The sequence below is a fragment of the Streptomyces sp. NPDC022552 genome (genome assembly GCF_055561875.1).
Genome location: NZ_JBVHGJ010000001.1, coordinates 430897 through 446751 on the forward strand (window position 1 = coordinate 430897; position 15855 = coordinate 446751).

12 protein-coding genes are annotated in these 15855 nt (G+C 73.2%); 5 read left to right on the plus strand and 7 right to left on the minus strand.

Going from position 1 to position 15855, the window contains the following annotated elements:
• Window positions 1–15 precede the first annotated feature (15 nt).
• Window positions 16–4032, minus strand: a complete 4017-nt coding sequence (locus tag ACZ3OF_RS02075; RefSeq protein ID WP_467302151.1) for a Pls/PosA family non-ribosomal peptide synthetase — start codon at window positions 4030–4032, stop codon at window positions 16–18.
• Between the two features lie 223 nt (window positions 4033–4255).
• Between ACZ3OF_RS02075 and ACZ3OF_RS02080 the strand changes: the two genes are divergently transcribed.
• Both ACZ3OF_RS02080 and ACZ3OF_RS02085 read left to right on the plus strand, forming a co-directional pair.
• A complete protein-coding gene (locus ACZ3OF_RS02080; RefSeq protein WP_467302152.1) occupies window positions 4256–4984 on the plus strand; it encodes a helix-turn-helix transcriptional regulator in 729 nt (242 codons plus the stop codon).
• A 32-nt stretch (window positions 4985–5016) separates the two neighbouring features.
• Window positions 5017–5574, plus strand: a complete 558-nt coding sequence (locus tag ACZ3OF_RS02085; RefSeq protein ID WP_467302155.1) for a DUF3291 domain-containing protein — start codon at window positions 5017–5019, stop codon at window positions 5572–5574.
• Window positions 5575–5645: 71 nt separating this feature from the next.
• Here the strand turns inward: ACZ3OF_RS02085 and ACZ3OF_RS02090 are convergent, their stop codons facing one another.
• Together ACZ3OF_RS02090 and ACZ3OF_RS02095 are read right to left on the minus strand one after the other, a co-directional pair.
• Window positions 5646–6461: a DUF899 domain-containing protein gene (locus tag ACZ3OF_RS02090; RefSeq protein WP_467302157.1), complete on the minus strand. Its 816-nt coding sequence runs from the start codon at window positions 6459–6461 to the stop codon at window positions 5646–5648.
• 117 nt (window positions 6462–6578) lie between these two features.
• Window positions 6579–6731: a hypothetical protein gene (locus ACZ3OF_RS02095; RefSeq protein ID WP_467302159.1), complete on the minus strand. Its 153-nt coding sequence runs from the start codon at window positions 6729–6731 to the stop codon at window positions 6579–6581.
• On the opposite strand from ACZ3OF_RS02095, the gene ACZ3OF_RS02100 reads away from it, so the two are divergent.
• Entirely contained in the window at window positions 6730–7527 is a 798-nt protein-coding gene (locus ACZ3OF_RS02100; RefSeq protein ID WP_467302161.1) for a VOC family protein, read from the plus strand. The genes ACZ3OF_RS02095 and ACZ3OF_RS02100 overlap by 2 nt on opposite strands.
• A 60-nt stretch (window positions 7528–7587) precedes the next feature.
• Here the strand turns inward: ACZ3OF_RS02100 and ACZ3OF_RS02105 are convergent, their stop codons facing one another.
• Together ACZ3OF_RS02105 and ACZ3OF_RS02110 are read right to left on the minus strand one after the other, a co-directional pair.
• Window positions 7588–10269: a SpoIIE family protein phosphatase gene (locus ACZ3OF_RS02105; protein ID WP_467302163.1), complete on the minus strand. Its 2682-nt coding sequence runs from the start codon at window positions 10267–10269 to the stop codon at window positions 7588–7590.
• The gene (locus ACZ3OF_RS02110; protein ID WP_361666758.1) at window positions 10266–12392 is read right to left on the minus strand and encodes a SpoIIE family protein phosphatase; all 2127 of its coding nucleotides are present in this window, start codon (window positions 12390–12392) and stop codon (window positions 10266–10268) included. The genes ACZ3OF_RS02105 and ACZ3OF_RS02110 overlap by 4 nt, the downstream gene beginning before the upstream one ends.
• A 335-nt stretch (window positions 12393–12727) precedes the next feature.
• Between ACZ3OF_RS02110 and ACZ3OF_RS02115 the strand changes: the two genes are divergently transcribed.
• Together ACZ3OF_RS02115 and ACZ3OF_RS02120 are read left to right on the plus strand one after the other, a co-directional pair.
• A complete protein-coding gene (locus tag ACZ3OF_RS02115; RefSeq protein WP_361666757.1) occupies window positions 12728–13495 on the plus strand; it encodes an SDR family NAD(P)-dependent oxidoreductase in 768 nt (255 codons plus the stop codon).
• A 205-nt stretch (window positions 13496–13700) separates the two neighbouring features.
• Window positions 13701–14093 (plus strand): nuclear transport factor 2 family protein, encoded by a 393-nt coding sequence (locus ACZ3OF_RS02120; protein WP_361666755.1) that lies wholly within the window; start codon window positions 13701–13703, stop codon window positions 14091–14093.
• Between the two features lie 6 nt (window positions 14094–14099).
• On the opposite strand, the gene ACZ3OF_RS02125 is transcribed toward ACZ3OF_RS02120, so the two are convergent.
• Complete coding sequence (locus ACZ3OF_RS02125) at window positions 14100–15062, minus strand: LysR family transcriptional regulator (protein WP_361666754.1); 963 nt, start codon at window positions 15060–15062, stop codon at window positions 14100–14102.
• Window positions 15063–15135: 73 nt separating this feature from the next.
• Window positions 15136–15831: a type 1 glutamine amidotransferase domain-containing protein gene (locus ACZ3OF_RS02130; RefSeq protein WP_361666753.1), complete on the minus strand. Its 696-nt coding sequence runs from the start codon at window positions 15829–15831 to the stop codon at window positions 15136–15138.
• Window positions 15832–15855 lie beyond the last annotated feature (24 nt).

Sequence of the window (15855 nt, forward strand, 5' to 3'; positions counted from 1 at the left end):
GCTCGTACTGCCCGTTCAGGCCCGCCACGCCTCGATCGGATTGCCCAGCCAGCGGGTGTCGGCGGGGACCGATTCCCCGGCCATCACGAGAGAGGCGGGACCCAGCGTGCTGCGGGCCCCGACCGTACTGCCGGGCAGGACGATTCCACCCGGGCCCAGGGTGGCGCCCTCGCGGAGAACCACAGTATCCGTCCGCAAGATCCGGTCGTGGAAGAGGTGTGTCTGCAACACACAGCCGCGGTTCACGCTGACCGCGTCGCCCAGCACGACCAGGTCCGTCTCGGGGAGCCAGTAGCTCTCGCACCACACCCCCCGGCCGATCCGTGCCCCGAGCGCGCGCAGCCACAGGGCCGTCAGCGGCGTTCCCGGCACCGATCCGATCAGCCACGGAACGGCCAGGACCTCGACGAAGGTGTCGGCCAGTTCGTTGCGCCACACGAAACCGGACCAGAGCGGGTGCTCGCCCGTCCGGTGCCGGCCCACCAGCAGCCACTTGGCGGCCACCGAGACCAGGCACGCGGCCGCCCCGGCGGCGAGGAGGACCGCCCCGGACAGCAGCGCGGTGCCCCAGATCCCCGTCCCCGTCGCCGTGGCCAGGGCGCAGAGCGCCGCCACGGTCAGGACCGCGAGGGCGGCCGAGCAGAACACCGGCAGGAGCCGGCACAGCTCCACCAGACCGCGCGCCCACAGCAGGTGCGCGGGAGGGTCGTACGTCCTGCTCCGGTCCGAGTCGGCGGCGGACCGCGGCAGCCTGACCGGGGGCAGACCCAGGTACGAGCTGCCCTTCTTGGCCTTCTTCGGCGTCGCCGACAACACCCCGACCAGACCGTCGTCCGGCACCGTGCGGCCCGGCGCGGTCATGCCGGAGTTGCCGAGGAACGCCCGGCGGCCGATCTCGGAGTGGCCGATCCGCACCCAGCCGCCCCCCAGCTCGTAGGGCGCGGTCAGGGTGTCGTCGGCGAGGAACGCGCCGTCGCCGACGGTGGTGAGGCTCGGCAGCGCGAGCACCGTGGACACCTCCGCGCCTCGGCCGATCTTCATCCCGAGCAGCCGCAGCCAGACCGGGGTGATCAGCCCGGCGTAGAGCGGGAAGAGCGTCTCCCGCGCCATGTCCATCAGCTGCGTGACGGTCCACGCCTGCCAGGCGACCCGGCTGTGCGTCGGATGGCTTCCGGTGCGCAGCCCGAGGCTGAGCAGCCGTACCGAGACCAGCACCAGCGACGCGTACGCGAACCCGTAGGCGAGCGCCCCGGGCACCACGGCGAGCAGCGCTCCCGGCAGTGCCTCGGCGAGCCCGGCCCCGGCCGGTACGAAACGGCTCACCACGAGCAGGGCGGGCACGGCCGCGAGCACGGGCAGAGCCGTGAGGAGGAAGCCGGTCGCCCCGTAGACGGCGCGCCAGTGGAACGCGCGGGCCGGTCGCTCCTTGGGCCAGTTCCGCTTGGCCTTGCCGAGCTTGCCCGCGGGCGCTCCGGCCCAGCGCTGTCCGGTCGGGATCTGTCCGGCGACGGCCGAACCGGGGGCCACCTCGGCCCGCTTGCCGACCCGCGCCCCGGGGAAGAGCAGGCTGCGGGTGCCGACCACCGCGCCCGCGCCGACCTTGACCGGGCCGATCTCCAGCCGGTCACCGTCCAGCCAGTAGCCGGAGAGGTCCACCTCGGACTCGACGGCGCAGCCGCGGCCGAGCTTGAGCATGCCCGTGACCGGCGGCAGCGAGTGGAGGTCCACGTCGGGGCCGACCTTGGCGCCGAGAGCCCGTGCGTAACGCTCGAGCCAGGAGCCCGTGAGCGAGGTCGCGCCGACGCACTCGGCGAGACGTTCGGCCGTCCACAGCCGCAGATGGACGCTGCCGCCGCGCGGGTGGCGTCCCGCCTTCACCCCGCGCAGCAGCAGGCGCGCGCCGCCCGCCGCGATCGCGAGCCGTCCGGGAGGACTGAAGAGCAGCGCCGCGCCGGCGGCGACGAGCCACCACGAGGCGGTCGGTGCCCACGGGTACGACCCGAACCGGTGCAGGACGTTGCCCAGGGCAAGGAGCGCCACCGTCCAGCGGAGCCCGACCACGGTGAAGAGCGGGAGCAGCAGGGCGGTCTGGACGAGCCGGGACCGGAACGGAACCGGCGCGACGGTCCGGGCTGCGCCGTCGTCCTGGACGGACTTCTCCAGGCGCCGGGCCAGCTTGCGCAGGGTGGGCTGCTGGTAGATGTCGACGACGGCCGCGCTCGGATAGCGGGTGCGCAGCCGGGTGGTGAGCTGGGCGGCGGCGAGGCTGCTGCCGCCGATCGCGAAGAAGTCGTCGGCGGCGCTGGTGACGGTCACGCCGAGCGTCTCGCTCCACTGCTCGGCGAGCCAGGCCTCGGTGCCGTACAGCTGCTCGGTGGGGCCGGTGGTCTCAAGGTCGGGCAGGGGCCAGGGCAGCGCGTCCCGGTCCACCTTGCCCGACGTGCGGGTGGGCAGCTCGGCGACGGGCGCGAGCAGCGGTACGAGGGCGGCGGGCAGCTCGGCGCGCAGCCGCTCGACCGCCGCCGCGTGGTCCCAGCCGTCCTGGGTGACCAGGTACCCGACGAGCAGTTGGTTGCCGCTGCGCGCGGTGCGGACGGCGGCGGCCGCACCGGCGACGCCGGGCAGGGCCTGGAGGGCGGAGTCGACCTCGCCCAGTTCGATGCGGCGGCCGCCGAGCTTGATCTGTTCGTCGCCCCGGCCGAGGAAGACCAGGCCCTCCGGCTCGGCGCGGACGAGGTCGCCGCTGCGGTAGGCGCGCTCCCAGCCGAGGGCTTCCAGCGGCGCGTACTTCTCGGCGTCCTTCTCGGGGTCGAGGTAGCGGGCGAGCCCCACGCCGCCGATCACCAGCTGACCGCTGCCGCCCATCGGCACCGGCTCGCCGGACTCGTCGACCACGGCGAGTTCCCAGCCGTTCAGCGGGAGTCCGATCCGGATGGGCTCCTCGCCGGTCATGAGGGAGGCGCAGGCGACGACGGTGGCCTCGGTGGGGCCGTACGTGTTCCAGACCTCGCGGCCCTCGGTGACCAGACGCTGGGTCAGCTCGGGCGGGCAGGCCTCGCCGCCGAAGATCAGCAGCCGGACCTCGTCGAGGGTCTCCGGCTCCCAGAGCGCGGCCAGGGTCGGCACGGTCGAGACGACGGTGATCTCCTGCTCCACCAGCCAGGGGCCGAGGTCGGCGCCGCTGCGGACCTGGGAGCGGGGGACGGGCACGAGGCAGGCGCCGTAGCGCCAGGCGAGCCACATCTCCTCGCAGGAGGCGTCGAAGGCCACGGAGAGTCCCGCCATGACCCGGTCGCCGGGACCGATCGGCTCCTCGACGAGGAAGAGCGCGGCCTCGGCGTCCACGAACGCGGCGGCACTGCGGTGGCTGACGGCGACGCCCTTGGGCCTGCCCGTGGAACCGGAGGTGAAGATGATCCAGGCGTCGTGCTCGGGGCCGGGGCGCGCGGCGGGGGTGCGGGTCCCCGCGCGGCCGGTCACGTGGCGGGCGGTGGTGGCGTCGAGGCGGGCGGCTTCGAGGCGGGTGGCGTCGAGGCGGGCGGCGTCGAGGCGGGCGGCGTCGCCCTCCGTGGCTTCGCCGGCGGTGACGTCGATGCGCCCGCCGGCGCCGAGGACGGCGCGTACTCCGGCCTCACCGAAGACCAGCTCGGCCCGCTCGTCCGGGTCCTCGGCGTCGACCGGCACGTAGGCGGCGCCCGCGGCGAGGACGGCGAGGACGGCCACGTACAGGTCGTTGGTCCCGGAGGGCACGCGGACGCCGACCCGGTCGCCGAGCCCCACTCCGGCGGCGGCCAGGGCGCGCCGCCGCCGCTCGACCTCGGTGGCCAGCGCCCGGTAGGTCAACCGGGTGGTGCCGTCGTCGAGGGCGAGCTCGTCGGGGTGGGTCCGTACGGATGCCTCGAAGATGTCGACGAGCGTGCGCACCGGTGCCGCGGGGCCGGCGGAGAACCTGGCGGACTTGCCGGACTCCTCCTCCCACGCATCCCCGCCGTGGAGCAGAGTGATCTCACCGTGCTCGGGTGTGGCTGCCATCGGACCTCGCGTCTCGTTCCCGGCAACGTCCGGGTCGTCGGCGGAGCCCGGGTCTGCCCGGGTTGTTCCGTTCCGACGCCAAACAGCCCGCCAGTCTAGTGCGTCGGCAAGGATTTACCGGCCGACGCCTTGCGCGTGGCCGGTACCGGGCGGTATTGGAGCGGCATCCGAAGGGCGGTCCGCCCTTTCTATCTCCAACCTGGATTGTTCCTAGAATGGCCAGGTGGAGGACATCAACGCGATCGCGATGCTGCAGGATCCGGTGCGGCGCCGACTGTACGAGTACGTGGCGGCACAGGGGCGCGAGGTGGGCCGCAACGAGGCCGCCGAGGCGGCCGGAGTGGCGCGCACGCTCGCCGCGCACCATCTGGACAAGTTGACCGAGGCCGGTCTCCTGGAGAGCGGGAGCCGCCGCCTGACGGGCCGCTCGGGGCCGGGGGCGGGCCGTCCCGCCAAGGTGTACACGCGGGCGGCGGCCGAGCGGTCGGTGTCGCTGCCAGCCCGCGATTACCGCACCGCCGCGGAGCTGCTCGCCGAGGCGGCCGAGGAGGCCGGGCTCGACGCCGGTCTCTGCGCGGCCGCGCGCCGCCGGGGCGAGGTTCTGCGTGGCTCGGCGGCGCCCTGCGGAGGTCTCGAGGAGGCGATGGAGACGCTGGCCGCCCGCGGCTACGAGCCGCACATGGAAGGCGGTGCGGGTGCCGTCGGGGGGACCGGTGGCGCGAAGAGCGGTGCCGGTGCCGAAGGGGAGGCCGGGGAGGCCGCGCCCGTGGTCCGCATGCGCAACTGCCCCTTCCATGCCGTCGCCGAACGCTTCCCCCCGCTCGTCTGCGGGATGAATCTCGCGCTCCTGGAGGGGTTGCTCGGTACGGACGGTCCCGTGCGCGCTCGCATGGACGCCCGGCCGGGGGAGTGCTGCGTGGTGGTCGAGAGTTCTAAAAACAACGATGATTGACATAGAAAAGCGGACCGTGCTGGGATGAGGCCATGACCGCATCCACGCCTCCTGCCGCCCACCTCGCCCAACTCAACGTCGCCACGCTCCGCCATCCCCTCGACGACCCGCGCATCGCGCCGTTCGTCGAGCTGCTCGACCCGGTCAACGCCGCCGCCGACGACGCCCCCGGCTTCGTCTGGCGGCTCGTGGAGGACGGCGCGGCCGACGCCACCGGCCTGCGCCCGGCGGGTGAGGACGTCATCGTCAACCTGTCGGTGTGGGAGACCCAGGAGGCCCTGTGGGACTTCGCGTACCGCAGTGGGCACCTGGAGGTGATGCGACGGCGCCGCGAATGGTTCGAACGGCACGTCGAGGCGCACCTGGTGCTCTGGTGGGTCCCCGCCGGGCACCTTCCCACGGTCGGGGAGGCGCTGGAGCGACTGGCGGACCTGCGGGCGCACGGGCCGTCCCCGCGAGCCTTCACCTTCGCCTCCGCCTACAGCGCTGCCGAGACAGCCCAGGACCTTCAGGCCGTTCCTCCGGCGCGGCACGAACAGGCCGGCCGGAGTACGCGCCCGACTCCGGCCGGGGACGCGGCGGCGGTCTGAGGGCGCGCCGGCTCAGCGTCCTGGCTCACGACCGCGGAGTGCTCCGACCGGCGCCGGTGGAGCGCTGAGCGTCAGTGGGGGTCGCCGTGCCGGCCGAGGGTCTCCACGGGGGTCGCGCCCGGGCGGGTCCATTGCGGTACGGGCCGGCCGGTCGGGCCCCAGGTGGCGACGCCGTCGGCGTCCGTGCGCCAGTACCAGCAGATCGGCGCTCCGTGCCCACCGACCGGCGAACCGGCGTCAGGGGCCTCCGGCCGGCCCTCGGGGTTGTCCTCCCATGCCTCGCGCCGGCCGTAGGGCGTCATGTCGAGCAGGCCCAGGGACCCGTTGACCGGCTCGTTGCCGCGGCCGGTCGTGGAGTACGTGAGGAACGTGCGGTCGCCGTCGCGCAGGAAACAGGTGACGTACCCCATGGCTCCGCCGACCGGCTCGTCCACGTCGCGCACCGAGTACCAGGGCTGGGTGTAGCCCATGAACGCGACGTAGGAGGCCACCTCGTCCCACGGGCCGGTCGTCAGCACCGCGAACGACACGCCACGCGCGTTGAGGTAGACGGCGTCCTTCATGTGCCAGGCCGTGGTCGTACAGCCTTCGCACTGGCCCTGGTGCGGCGCGCCGTCGTACCACATGTGCTTGTACACCACGAGTTCGTCGCGGCCCTGGAACAGGTCCAGGAAGGGGACCGGGCCGTCCGGCCCGACGACCTCGACCGTCCCGTCGAACTCCACCATCGGCAGTCGGCGGCGGGCCGCGGCGATGGCGTCGCCCTCGTGGGTGTGGGCCTTCTCGCGGACCAGGAGCTCGTCACGGGCGGCCTTCCACGTGGCCAGGTCGACCACGGGCGGGCGCCCGGGCAGCGCGCTGGTCCGATCGTCCGACATGGGCGCCATGGCGTCCTCCGCGGTGTCTCGTGCCGGGCAGTCTCGTACGACGCTCGGCGGCGCCTCGTGACCGGCGGCGGCCTACGACGTCCTTCGACTCCATTAGACGCGCGGCCCGGCCGAAACTCATCGCGGCTCCAGGTGGACGACCGTCAGATGCCGTTCCAGCGTGGGCATGCGCAGGTGGACGCGGATGGCGGGCAGGGCGCTCGACGGGCGATGGGCGGTGTCCGGTGGAAGGCTGAGGGGCGAAACGGAACTGCGAAAGGTCACTGCCATGATCACCACCGATTTCGTACCCGGCTCCCCCTGTTGGCTCGACCTCGGCGCCCCCGACGTCCCGGCCGCCGCGGCCTTCTACAGCGCTGTGTTCGGATGGGAGTACGAGTCCATGGACGTGGGGGAGGACATGGAAGGGGGGATGTTCCGTAAGGACGGGAAGATCGTCGGCGGGCTCGGCAGACTCACCGAGGAGGGCGCGCGTTCGGCCTGGATGATCTACTACTCCGTCGTCGACGCGGACGACACGCGCCAAGCGGTGGAGCGGGCGGGCGGAACGGTCCGGGTCGCACCGATGGACCTGGAGGAGTGGGGCCGGATGGCGCAGTTCAGCGATCCGTACGGAGGACAGTTCGCCGTCTGGCAGCCGGGCACGAACAAGGGCGTCGAGCTGGTGGACGAGCCGGGATCACTGTCGTGGACCGAGCTGTACACGACCGACGCCGCTGCCGCGAAGGAGTTCTACGGCGGGGTCTTCGGCTGGCAGTACAGCGACATGGAGATGCCCGGCGGCGGAGGCACGTACACCCTCATCACCCCGGCCGGGCTCCCGGAGGAGCGCATGCAGGGCGGCCTCATGGGGATGCCCGCGAAGGACCTCGTACTCACGAACGGACGGCCGTACTGGCACCCCGTCTTCGCCGTCACCGACTGCGACGCCACGGTCGCCAAGATCGTCGAGAACGGCGGCAACGTGCAGATGGGACCGGACGACGCGGAAGGCGTCGGCCGGCTCGCCGTCTGTGTCGACCCGTCGAACGCCGACTTCGTGGTCCTGGCCCCCGAGTCGAGCTGAACTCAGTCGGCCAGTCGGCCAGTCGCCCAGTCGGTCAGTCAGGTCAGTCGGTCAGTCAGGTCAGCCACTCACTCCGTCGGGCGTGACGGGTGGCGGGAACTCCTGTTCCGCCCAGATGGTCTTGCCGCTACGGCTGTAGCGGCTGCCCCAGCGGGTGGCGAGCTGGGCCACCAGGTAGAGACCGCGTCCGCCTTCGTCGGTCAGGCGCGCGCGGCGCATCCGCGGGTGGGTGGCGCTGGGGTCGGAGACCTCGCAGATCAGCCGGCCCGCGCGGATGAGCCGTACCTCGATCGGCCCTCCGGCGTACCGGATGGCGTTGGTGACCAGCTCGCTCAGCACCAACTCGGTGGTGAAGACGAGCTCTTCGAGCCCCCATGCCTGCAACTGCGCCGTGGCGGCCTCCCGTACGGTGCCGACCGCCGCCGGATCGGCCTCGATCGGCCAGGAGACCGCGTCCTCGGCGGGTACGGCTCGGGTGCGGGCGAGCAGCAGGGTGACGTCGTCTCCTAGTCCGTTGCCGATGCCGAGGGCCAGGCCGTGGCCCGGTGCCGGGTCCTGCTCCTTGGCCCGGTCCTGATCCTGCCCGCCGCCGTTGCGGCCCGTGACGATCTCGCGGCCGAGTTCGCGCAACGGCCGGGCGAGGGCCCCGGGTCGGGACAGCCGGGCGGCGAGGTCGGCCATGCCCGCGTCCAGGTCGCCGTCCCGCCCCTCGAGCAGCCCGTCGCTGTAGAGCGCGAGGACGCTCCCGGGGGCGAGGTCGACCTCCGTCGTCTCGAAGGGCAGCCCGCCGACACCCAGCGGGGGACCGGGGTCGACGGGAAGGTACGACACATGGCCCTCCGGGTCCGCCACGGCGGGCGGTGGATGGCCGGCGGACGCCACCGCGCACCGCAGTGAGACCGGGTCGTAGATCGCGAACACACAGGTCGCGCCGGTGGGCGAGGAGGGGTGGCCGACGTGCCAGCCGTCGTCGCGGTCGTCGTCGGTGTCCGTGCCCCTGCCGTCGTAGCCGTCCTCGCCGTCGTCCGCCCCGGGTTCCCTGTCCGTCTCCTCGGGCTCGGCGAGCAGTTGGCTGACGAGGTCGTCGAGGTGTGCGAGCAACTCGTCGGGTTCGAGGTCGAGATCCGCGAGGGTACGGACGGCGGTACGCAGCCTGCCCATGGTGGCCGTCGCCGCGAGGCCGTGTCCCACGACGTCGCCCACGACCAGGGCGACCCGCGCGGACGACAGCGGGATCACGTCGAACCAGTCTCCGCCGACTCCGGTCGTGGTGTCGGCGGGGAGGTAGACGCCCGACGTGGACGCCGCGGCCGTCTCGCTCTGCGTGGGCGGCAGCATGCTGCGCTGGAGACCGACCGCCGCGCGGCGCTCGCGGGTGAAGCGGCGGGCGTTGTCGAGCGCGAGGGCCGCGCGGTCGGCGATCTCGCGCAGCAGGTCCCAGTCGGCGTCTTCGTACGCGCCGCGGTCCTGGTGCCGGCCCAAGGACACCCGGCCGAGCACCATCCCCCGCGCGCGCAGCGGGACCGTCATGCTCATCGGGTGTCCGCCGATGCCGTCGGCACGCGTCCCCGTGCGGGCGCCAGGTGCCGTATCCGTACGCGAGCCCGAGGCCGAGCCCGAGCCCGAGCCCGTGACCGTACCCGGGTCGCCGCCGCCACGGACGGTCTCGTCGACGGTGACCAGCCCCGCGCCGACGGGCTTGGCGTCGGCTCCGGGCACGGGCTGCCCCGCCACCGCCGTACGGCGGAGCAGCAGCCGCCCCTCCGGGTCGGGCACCGGCTCTTCGCCCAGCATCACCGCGTCCGCGATCTCCACGACGGCGTGATCGCCGAGACCCGGGACCAGCGCGTCGGCCAACTCTCTGCCCGTCTCCCTGACCGACAGAGAACCGCCGACGCCGGCCGTGGCGCGGTGCAGCAGCGCCAAACGCTCGCCCGACCGGCGCAGCTCCGTTACGTCGGTGAAGAGGGCCGTGAGGCCCAGGACCTGCCCGTCGGGCGCCTGCAGCCGGAACGCCGAGATCGAGATGATCACCCCTCCGGCGGGGTCCTCGATGGTCCGCAGGACCTCCTCCGACCCGATCGACGGCCGGCCCGTCCGCAGGACCTCGCGCAGCTTCTTCTCGACGGCCGCCGCGTCTCCGGGCCAGAGGAACTCGCTCAGCCGCCGGCCCCGCAGATCGGTCGGCACGCCGGTGTACGGAAGGAGGTGGGTGTTCGTCCGCAGGAGCCGCAGCTCCGCGTCGAACACGGCGAGCCCCACGCGGTCCTGGAGGAACAGTTCCCTGACGAACGCCCGGTCCTGATGCCAGCGGGTGGCCAGTGCCGCGGGAGCGGCGAGGACGAGAAACCCCTCGCCGGTCACCTCGCCGTCGCCCGTCACCGGGCCCTCGCCCGTCGCCACGGCCCCGTCCACCCCCGCCGTACCGCCGTGTCCGCCGCTGTCGTCGGCGAGGCCGAAGGCCTGGAAGACGACGGGCAGGTCCTCGCCCCTGCCCGTGCGCAGCACCGTCTCGCCGCCCGCCTCTCCCCGCGCGTATGCCCCCACCAGTGCCGACCAGGCCGTGGGGTCCGCGAGCAGGGCGTACGCCGGACGGCCGACGACGTCGGCGGGGGACCGGCCGAGCAGCGCCCCGGCCTCCGGTGACCAGCCGGTGATCCGCCCCAGGCCGTCGAGCAGCGCGCCGGCCGTCCCCTCGGGGAAGGGCAGGAGGCTGTCACCCGGGAAAGGCGTGTCGTTCACGGTGCCTCCTCCTCTCGGCCGTGCTCGCTGTGGTCCGGAGGGTGGGCCCGGGCGATCAGCAGCGCGACGTCGTCATGGTCGTCGGGGCCTCGCAGCGCGCCCAGGAGCAGGTCACAGGTCTCCTCAAGAGGAAGGGACGACTGGCCGAGCAGGTCGGTGAGGGCCGTGAGCCGGACATCGATGTCCTGGTCACGGGTCTCGACCAGGCCGTCGGTGTACAGCACCAGTTCGTCGCCCGCCGCGAACTCGATCTCCTCCGTCTCGAAGGGAACCCCGCCGACGCCGAGGGGCGCACCCGTGGGAAGGTCGAGCAGCCGGGGCGGCAGGCCCATGGGGACGTGCACGGGCGGTGGATGGCCGGCGTTGGAGAGGCGGCACGTTCCCCGTTCCGGGTCGTACACGGCGTACAGACAGGTGGCCATTTCATCCAGGTCGATGACCGTCCGGTCCAGCTGGGTCAGGACCACGGAAGGCGACAGGCCGAGCCCGGCGAGCGTGCGCGCCGCCGTCCGTACCTGCCCCATCGTCGCCGCGGCCTTGATACCGCTGCCCATCACATCGCCCACCACCAGGGCCGTCTTGCCGTCCGGGAGCGGGATCGCGTCGAACCAGTCGCCGCCGACCTCGACCGCCTCGGAGGCCGGCTGGTACCGGTAGGACACGTCGAGCCCGTTCAGCCGTGCCGGGCCGTGCGGCAGCAGATGGCGCTGGAGCGCCAGGGCGGCCTGGCTCTGGTGCCGGTACCAGCGGGCGTTGTCGATGGCCACGGCCGCGCGGGCCGCCAGCTCCCCGGCCAGCAGGACGTCGTCCTGGTCGAACGGCACGGAGTTGCGCGCCCGCTTGAGGTCGAGCACCCCGAGGACGACGCCACGGGCGCGCAGGGGGACGGCCAGGTACGAGTGGACCCCCGCCCGCCGGAGCAGCGCGGCGGCGGGGCCGGCGCGGGCGATACGGGTCAGGTCACTGTCCGTGACATGCTCGACGAGGACCGGGCGGCCGGTACGGGCGCACTGGGTGACCAGCCGCTCGATGCCGTAGCGGGCCGGCTGTCCGACCGGGTCCGCCGCCTCCTCCGCGGGGGTGGGATACGCGGCCTTGACCGCCAGGGCGCGGAAGACGGCAGGGCCCGAGGCCCGCGTCCCACCGGGGTGCGGGCCGGTCAGGATGTCCTCCAGGACGTCGACGGCCGCGATGTCGGCGAACTCCGGAACCACCAGATCGGCGAGCTCGTGCGCGGTGAGGTCCAGGTCGAGCGTGGTGCCCACGCGCTCGGACGCGTCCGCGATCACCGCGAGGCGCCGCCTGGCGCGTGCGGCCGCCCGGGCGGCGTGGTGCTGGTCGGTGATGTCCACGACCGAGACGGCGACCCCGACGACACGCTGCGCCGAGGTCTCCAGGCGGTACAGCGACAACGACCAGATCTGCTCCCGGCCGCCGGACCGGTCGGGGCCCCGCACGCTCCTGGAGAGGACCGGAACGCCCGTCTCCAGCACGTCGCGGAGCGCCGCCTCCAGCGCGTCGCCGTCCGGCGACGTCACGGCCTGGCGGAACGTACGGCCCAGATGGCCGGCGGCGGTCCGGCCGTCGATCTGTTCGAGTGCCGGGTTGACCAGGACGAACCGGAGGTCGGAGTCCAGCACGGCCAGCCCGATCGGGGAGTGGGCGACCAGCCGGGAGGACAGGGCGAGGTCCTGTTCCACGCGCCTCGAGGTGCCGGCGTCCGTGGCCAGCCCGAGCGCGTAGTGATGTCCCTGGTCGTCCTGGAGCCGGGTGTTGCGGAACTCCACCGGGATCGTACGGCCGTCCTTGTGGCGTACCGAGAAGATGCCGGACCAGGGGGCCCCGGCCCAGGGCCCGCCGACGGACATCACCCGCTCGAACAGGGACAGCGCCTGGTCGCGGTGGCGCTCCTCGACCAGCAGCCGGGCGGCCGGCCGGCCCAGCGCCTCGGCCGCCGGATATCCGAAGATCGCTTCCGCCTGCGGGCTCCACAGCACGATCCGCCCGCTCGCGTCCACGACGACGGCGGCCACCCCGAGCACATCGAGAAGCCCGCCGGGCTCCACGGCGAACTCACCGTTCGCCGGGTCCTGGCCGGCAGGGGGAAACGCCGCCTCACTCATCCAGACCGCATCCCTCCTCCACCCCGCGACCACCACGCCACCGCTGCCCCTTCACGGCGCGGACGCACGGGTCTCCTCCATCATCCGTCAGACGGCGGCCGTCGGCTTCACGGCCGTGTCCGCCGTGCGGTTCGGTGGGAGCGACGGCCGTCCCGTGAGGGACCGGCCATCGGCATCCGGGCATGTCGAAACGGAGACGGAGTCTCCAGAAGCCCCGACCGCCTCGCCGGCCTCGTCCGGATGGGCGGCGCGCCTGCGGCCCCGATGATCTTCGTGAAAGGCTGAACAGACCGTCGCAGCAGCGCAGAACGTCGTCGTCAGAGAGGCGAACTCCCATGAACCTGCCCGCATCAGGCCGCCGCGTCCTCGTCAGCGGAGCATCGCGGGGCCTGGGCCGCGCCGTGGCGCAGGCGTTCGCCGCCAACGGGGACCGGGTCGCCGTCCACTTCGGTTCCCGTGCCGAGGACGCCCGCGAGACGCTCGACTCCCTCTCCGGCACCGGACATGTCCTGATCGGCTGGGACCTGACGGATCCGGCGGGGGCCGCCGCCGTGGTGGACACGGCCGTGGAGGCGCTCGGCGGGATCGACGTGCTGGTGAACAACGCGGCGGTGAACATCCGGCATCCCCTGGCGGAGACCTCGTACGAGGAATGGGTCGCCGTCTGGCAGCGGCATGTGTCCGTGAACCTGCTCGCCACGGCGAATCTGAGCCATCTCGCGGCACGGCGGATGATCGACCAGGGCAAGGGTGGCCGGATCGTCAACATCGGTTCCCGGGGCGCCTTCCGGGGCGAGCCGGACCACCCTGCCTACGGCGCGACCAAGGCCGCCGTCCACGCGCTCGGCCAGTCCCTGGCGGTCTCCCTCGCCCCGCACGGCATCGGAGTCGCCTCGGTCGCCCCCGGCTTCTTCGCCACGGAGCGGGTCTCGCCCCGCCTGGAGGGCCCGGAGGGCGCGGCGATCCGCGCCCAGAGCCCCTTCGGCCGTGTGGCCGCGCCCGAGGAGATCGCGGCGGCGGTGCTGTGGCTCGCCTCCCCCGAGGCCGAGTGGTCGTCGGGCACGATCCTGGACCTCAACGGCGCTTCCCACCTGCGGAGTTGAGTTGCCGTCAGCAGGCCTCCGTCGGCTCACCGCCCGCTGCGACGGGCCGGTCGGCCCGAGGCCGAGATGTGGAGCGAGTACGAGGGCGAGCACGGCGACGAGGGCGAGGGCCGGAGCCCGGGCTGAGGTGGTCGGCCTGGACAACATCCCGTCCCGTCCATAGCCTCTCCCCACCTATTCAATTAGTTGAGTACTGCGAGGGTTCATGCACGCGTTCCGCACAGCGGTCGAGAACCGGGACGAGAGCGCCATCGTGGCGCTGCTCGCCGACGACGTCGTCTTCACCAGCCCCGTGGCCTTCAAGCCGTACGAGGGCAAGGCGATCACCGCCGCGATCCTGCGTGCGGTGATGCGTGTCTTCGAGGACTTCGAGTACGTCCGTGAGATCGCGAACCCCGACGGCCGCGATCACGCCCTCGTCTTCACCGCGACCGTGAACGGCCGGCGGATCCAAGGATGCGACTTCCTCCACGTCGACGAGGAAGGGCGGATCGACGACTTCACGGTCATGGTCCGGCCGCTGTCGGCCGCTCAGGCGCTCGCGGAGGCGATGGGCGCGCAGTTCGACCGCATCGCGCAGGAGGCGGCGGGGGAGTGAAGCGCCTCACCAGGCCGGGCCCGCAGCCAGCAGATGGTCCCGTACCAGAGTGACGTGGGGGTTGGCGGGAGTGCCGGGGCGCTGGACCAGGTAGCCCGTGTTGATGGGAGGGTCGTCGGTCTCGTGGAGGGCGACGAGGGCCCCCGAAGCGAGTTCGTCCTGGCAGAGGTAGTGCGGGAGGACCGTGAAGCCGGCCCCCGCGACGACGGCCGCGAGGACGCCGCGCAGGTCCGGCACGGTGACGGCGGCTCGCCGGTTGAGACGCTGCTCGAAGACGTGACGCCAGTAGCGGCGGACGATCGGGAGATCCTCGGCGTACGTCACCAGGGGCACGGCGTGCAGGGCTCCCGGTCCCTCGGCGGCGACCCGTCCGCCGAGGCGGCCGGCCCAGACCGGGGCGGCGACCAGGACGAACTCCTCGTCGGACAGCGGTACGGCGGTCAGCGTCCGGCCGCGGGGGCGGGCGGTGGCGATGACCAGGTCATGACGGCCGGCCCTCAGCTCGTCGAGCAGAGGGTCCGTCAGGCCCGTCGTGAGACGGAGCTGTACGCCGTCCCGGACGAGCGGGGCGAGCACGGGCAGGACCCGTACACAGAGGAGCTCCGCCGGGCCCGCCAGGTGGACCGGCGCGGGAGCCGACCCCGCCGCCGGGTCGTGTCCGGTCGCCGCCAGCAGGGCGTCGAGAGGGCCCGCGATCCTCGCCGCCAGATCCTGGGCGTACGGCGTGGGGGCGACGCCGCGCGGCAGGCGGGCGAACAGCTCCCGCCCCGACTGCCGTTCCAGCGCCTTCACCTGAGTGGTCACCGTGGGCTGCGAGATGCCGAGCAGCTGGGCCGCGGAGGTGAAGGAGCCGGAGCGGTACACGGCGAGGAAGGTGCGTACGAGGTTCAGGTCCAGGGCCGCCGCGCCCTGCCCCTCGACGCGCCCCGGACCGCCGCCCCGGCCGCCATGGACATCCCTATGCCTCATGGGCTTGAAGCATAGCTTCCGCTATGAGTGTCGGGCGTGGCGGCCGTCGCAACCGTGGCCGGCCCGCTGTGCCTCAGGCCAGCTTCTTCAGCAGCTCGTCGGCGAGCGGGGCCGCGGAGGCAGGGTTCTGGCCGGTGACCAGGTTGCGGTCGACGACGACGAACGGCGCCCACGGCTCGCCGGACCGGAACTCGACGCCCGCCTCGACCAGACGGCTCTCCAGGAGCCACTTTGCCTTGTCGGCGAAGCCGGCCTGCGTCTCCTCGGCGTTGGTGAACGCGGTGACCTCGTACCCCGCGAAGGCGTTCGTGCCGTCGGCCTTCGTGGCCGCCAGCATCGAGGCGGGGCCGTGGCACACGACGGCGAGCGGCTTGCCCGATGCGAGTGCGTCGACGAGGATCCGGCCGGAGGTCCGGTCGGCGGAGAGGTCCTCCATCGGGCCGTGGCCGCCGGGGTAGAAGACGCCCGCGTAGTCGTCCAGGTTCACGTCCTCCAGGCTGATCGGGTGCCGGAGCTCGTCGATCGAGGCGAGCGCGGCCGCGACCTTGTCGGCGCCCTCCTGGCCGCCGTTGAACTCGGGCGCGAGGCTCCCCTTGTCCACGGTCGGGACGACGCCGCCGGGCGTGGCGACGACGACGTCGTGGCCGGCGGCCTTGAACGCCTCGTACGGGGCGACGGCCTCCTCCGCCCAGAAGCCGCTGGGGTGCTCGGTGCCGTCGGCGAGCGTCCAGTGGTCGGCGCCGGTCAGCACAAAAAGGATCTTGGACATGAGGGTCACTCCGAGGATTCAGAT

Bases quoted from the DNA above. Each gene is read 5' to 3' on its own strand.
- ACZ3OF_RS02120 (WP_361666755.1), top strand. From the start codon at position 13,701: ATGCACGCGTTCCGCACAGCGGTCGAGAACCGGGACGAGAGCGCCATC.
- ACZ3OF_RS02125 (WP_361666754.1), bottom strand. From the start codon at position 15,062: ATGAGGCATAGGGATGTCCATGGCGGCCGGGGCGGCGGTCCGGGGCGC.
- ACZ3OF_RS02130 (WP_361666753.1), bottom strand. From the start codon at position 15,831: ATGTCCAAGATCCTTTTTGTGCTGACCGGCGCCGACCACTGGACGCTC.
- ACZ3OF_RS02075 (WP_467302151.1), bottom strand. From the start codon at position 4,032: ATGGCAGCCACACCCGAGCACGGTGAGATCACTCTGCTCCACGGCGGG.
- ACZ3OF_RS02110 (WP_361666758.1), bottom strand. From the start codon at position 12,392: ATGAGTGAGGCGGCGTTTCCCCCTGCCGGCCAGGACCCGGCGAACGGT.
- ACZ3OF_RS02090 (WP_467302157.1), bottom strand. From the start codon at position 6,461: ATGGCGCCCATGTCGGACGATCGGACCAGCGCGCTGCCCGGGCGCCCG.
- ACZ3OF_RS02115 (WP_361666757.1), top strand. From the start codon at position 12,728: ATGAACCTGCCCGCATCAGGCCGCCGCGTCCTCGTCAGCGGAGCATCG.
- ACZ3OF_RS02100 (WP_467302161.1), top strand. From the start codon at position 6,730: ATGATCACCACCGATTTCGTACCCGGCTCCCCCTGTTGGCTCGACCTC.
- ACZ3OF_RS02095 (WP_467302159.1), bottom strand. From the start codon at position 6,731: ATGGCAGTGACCTTTCGCAGTTCCGTTTCGCCCCTCAGCCTTCCACCG.
- ACZ3OF_RS02085 (WP_467302155.1), top strand. From the start codon at position 5,017: ATGACCGCATCCACGCCTCCTGCCGCCCACCTCGCCCAACTCAACGTC.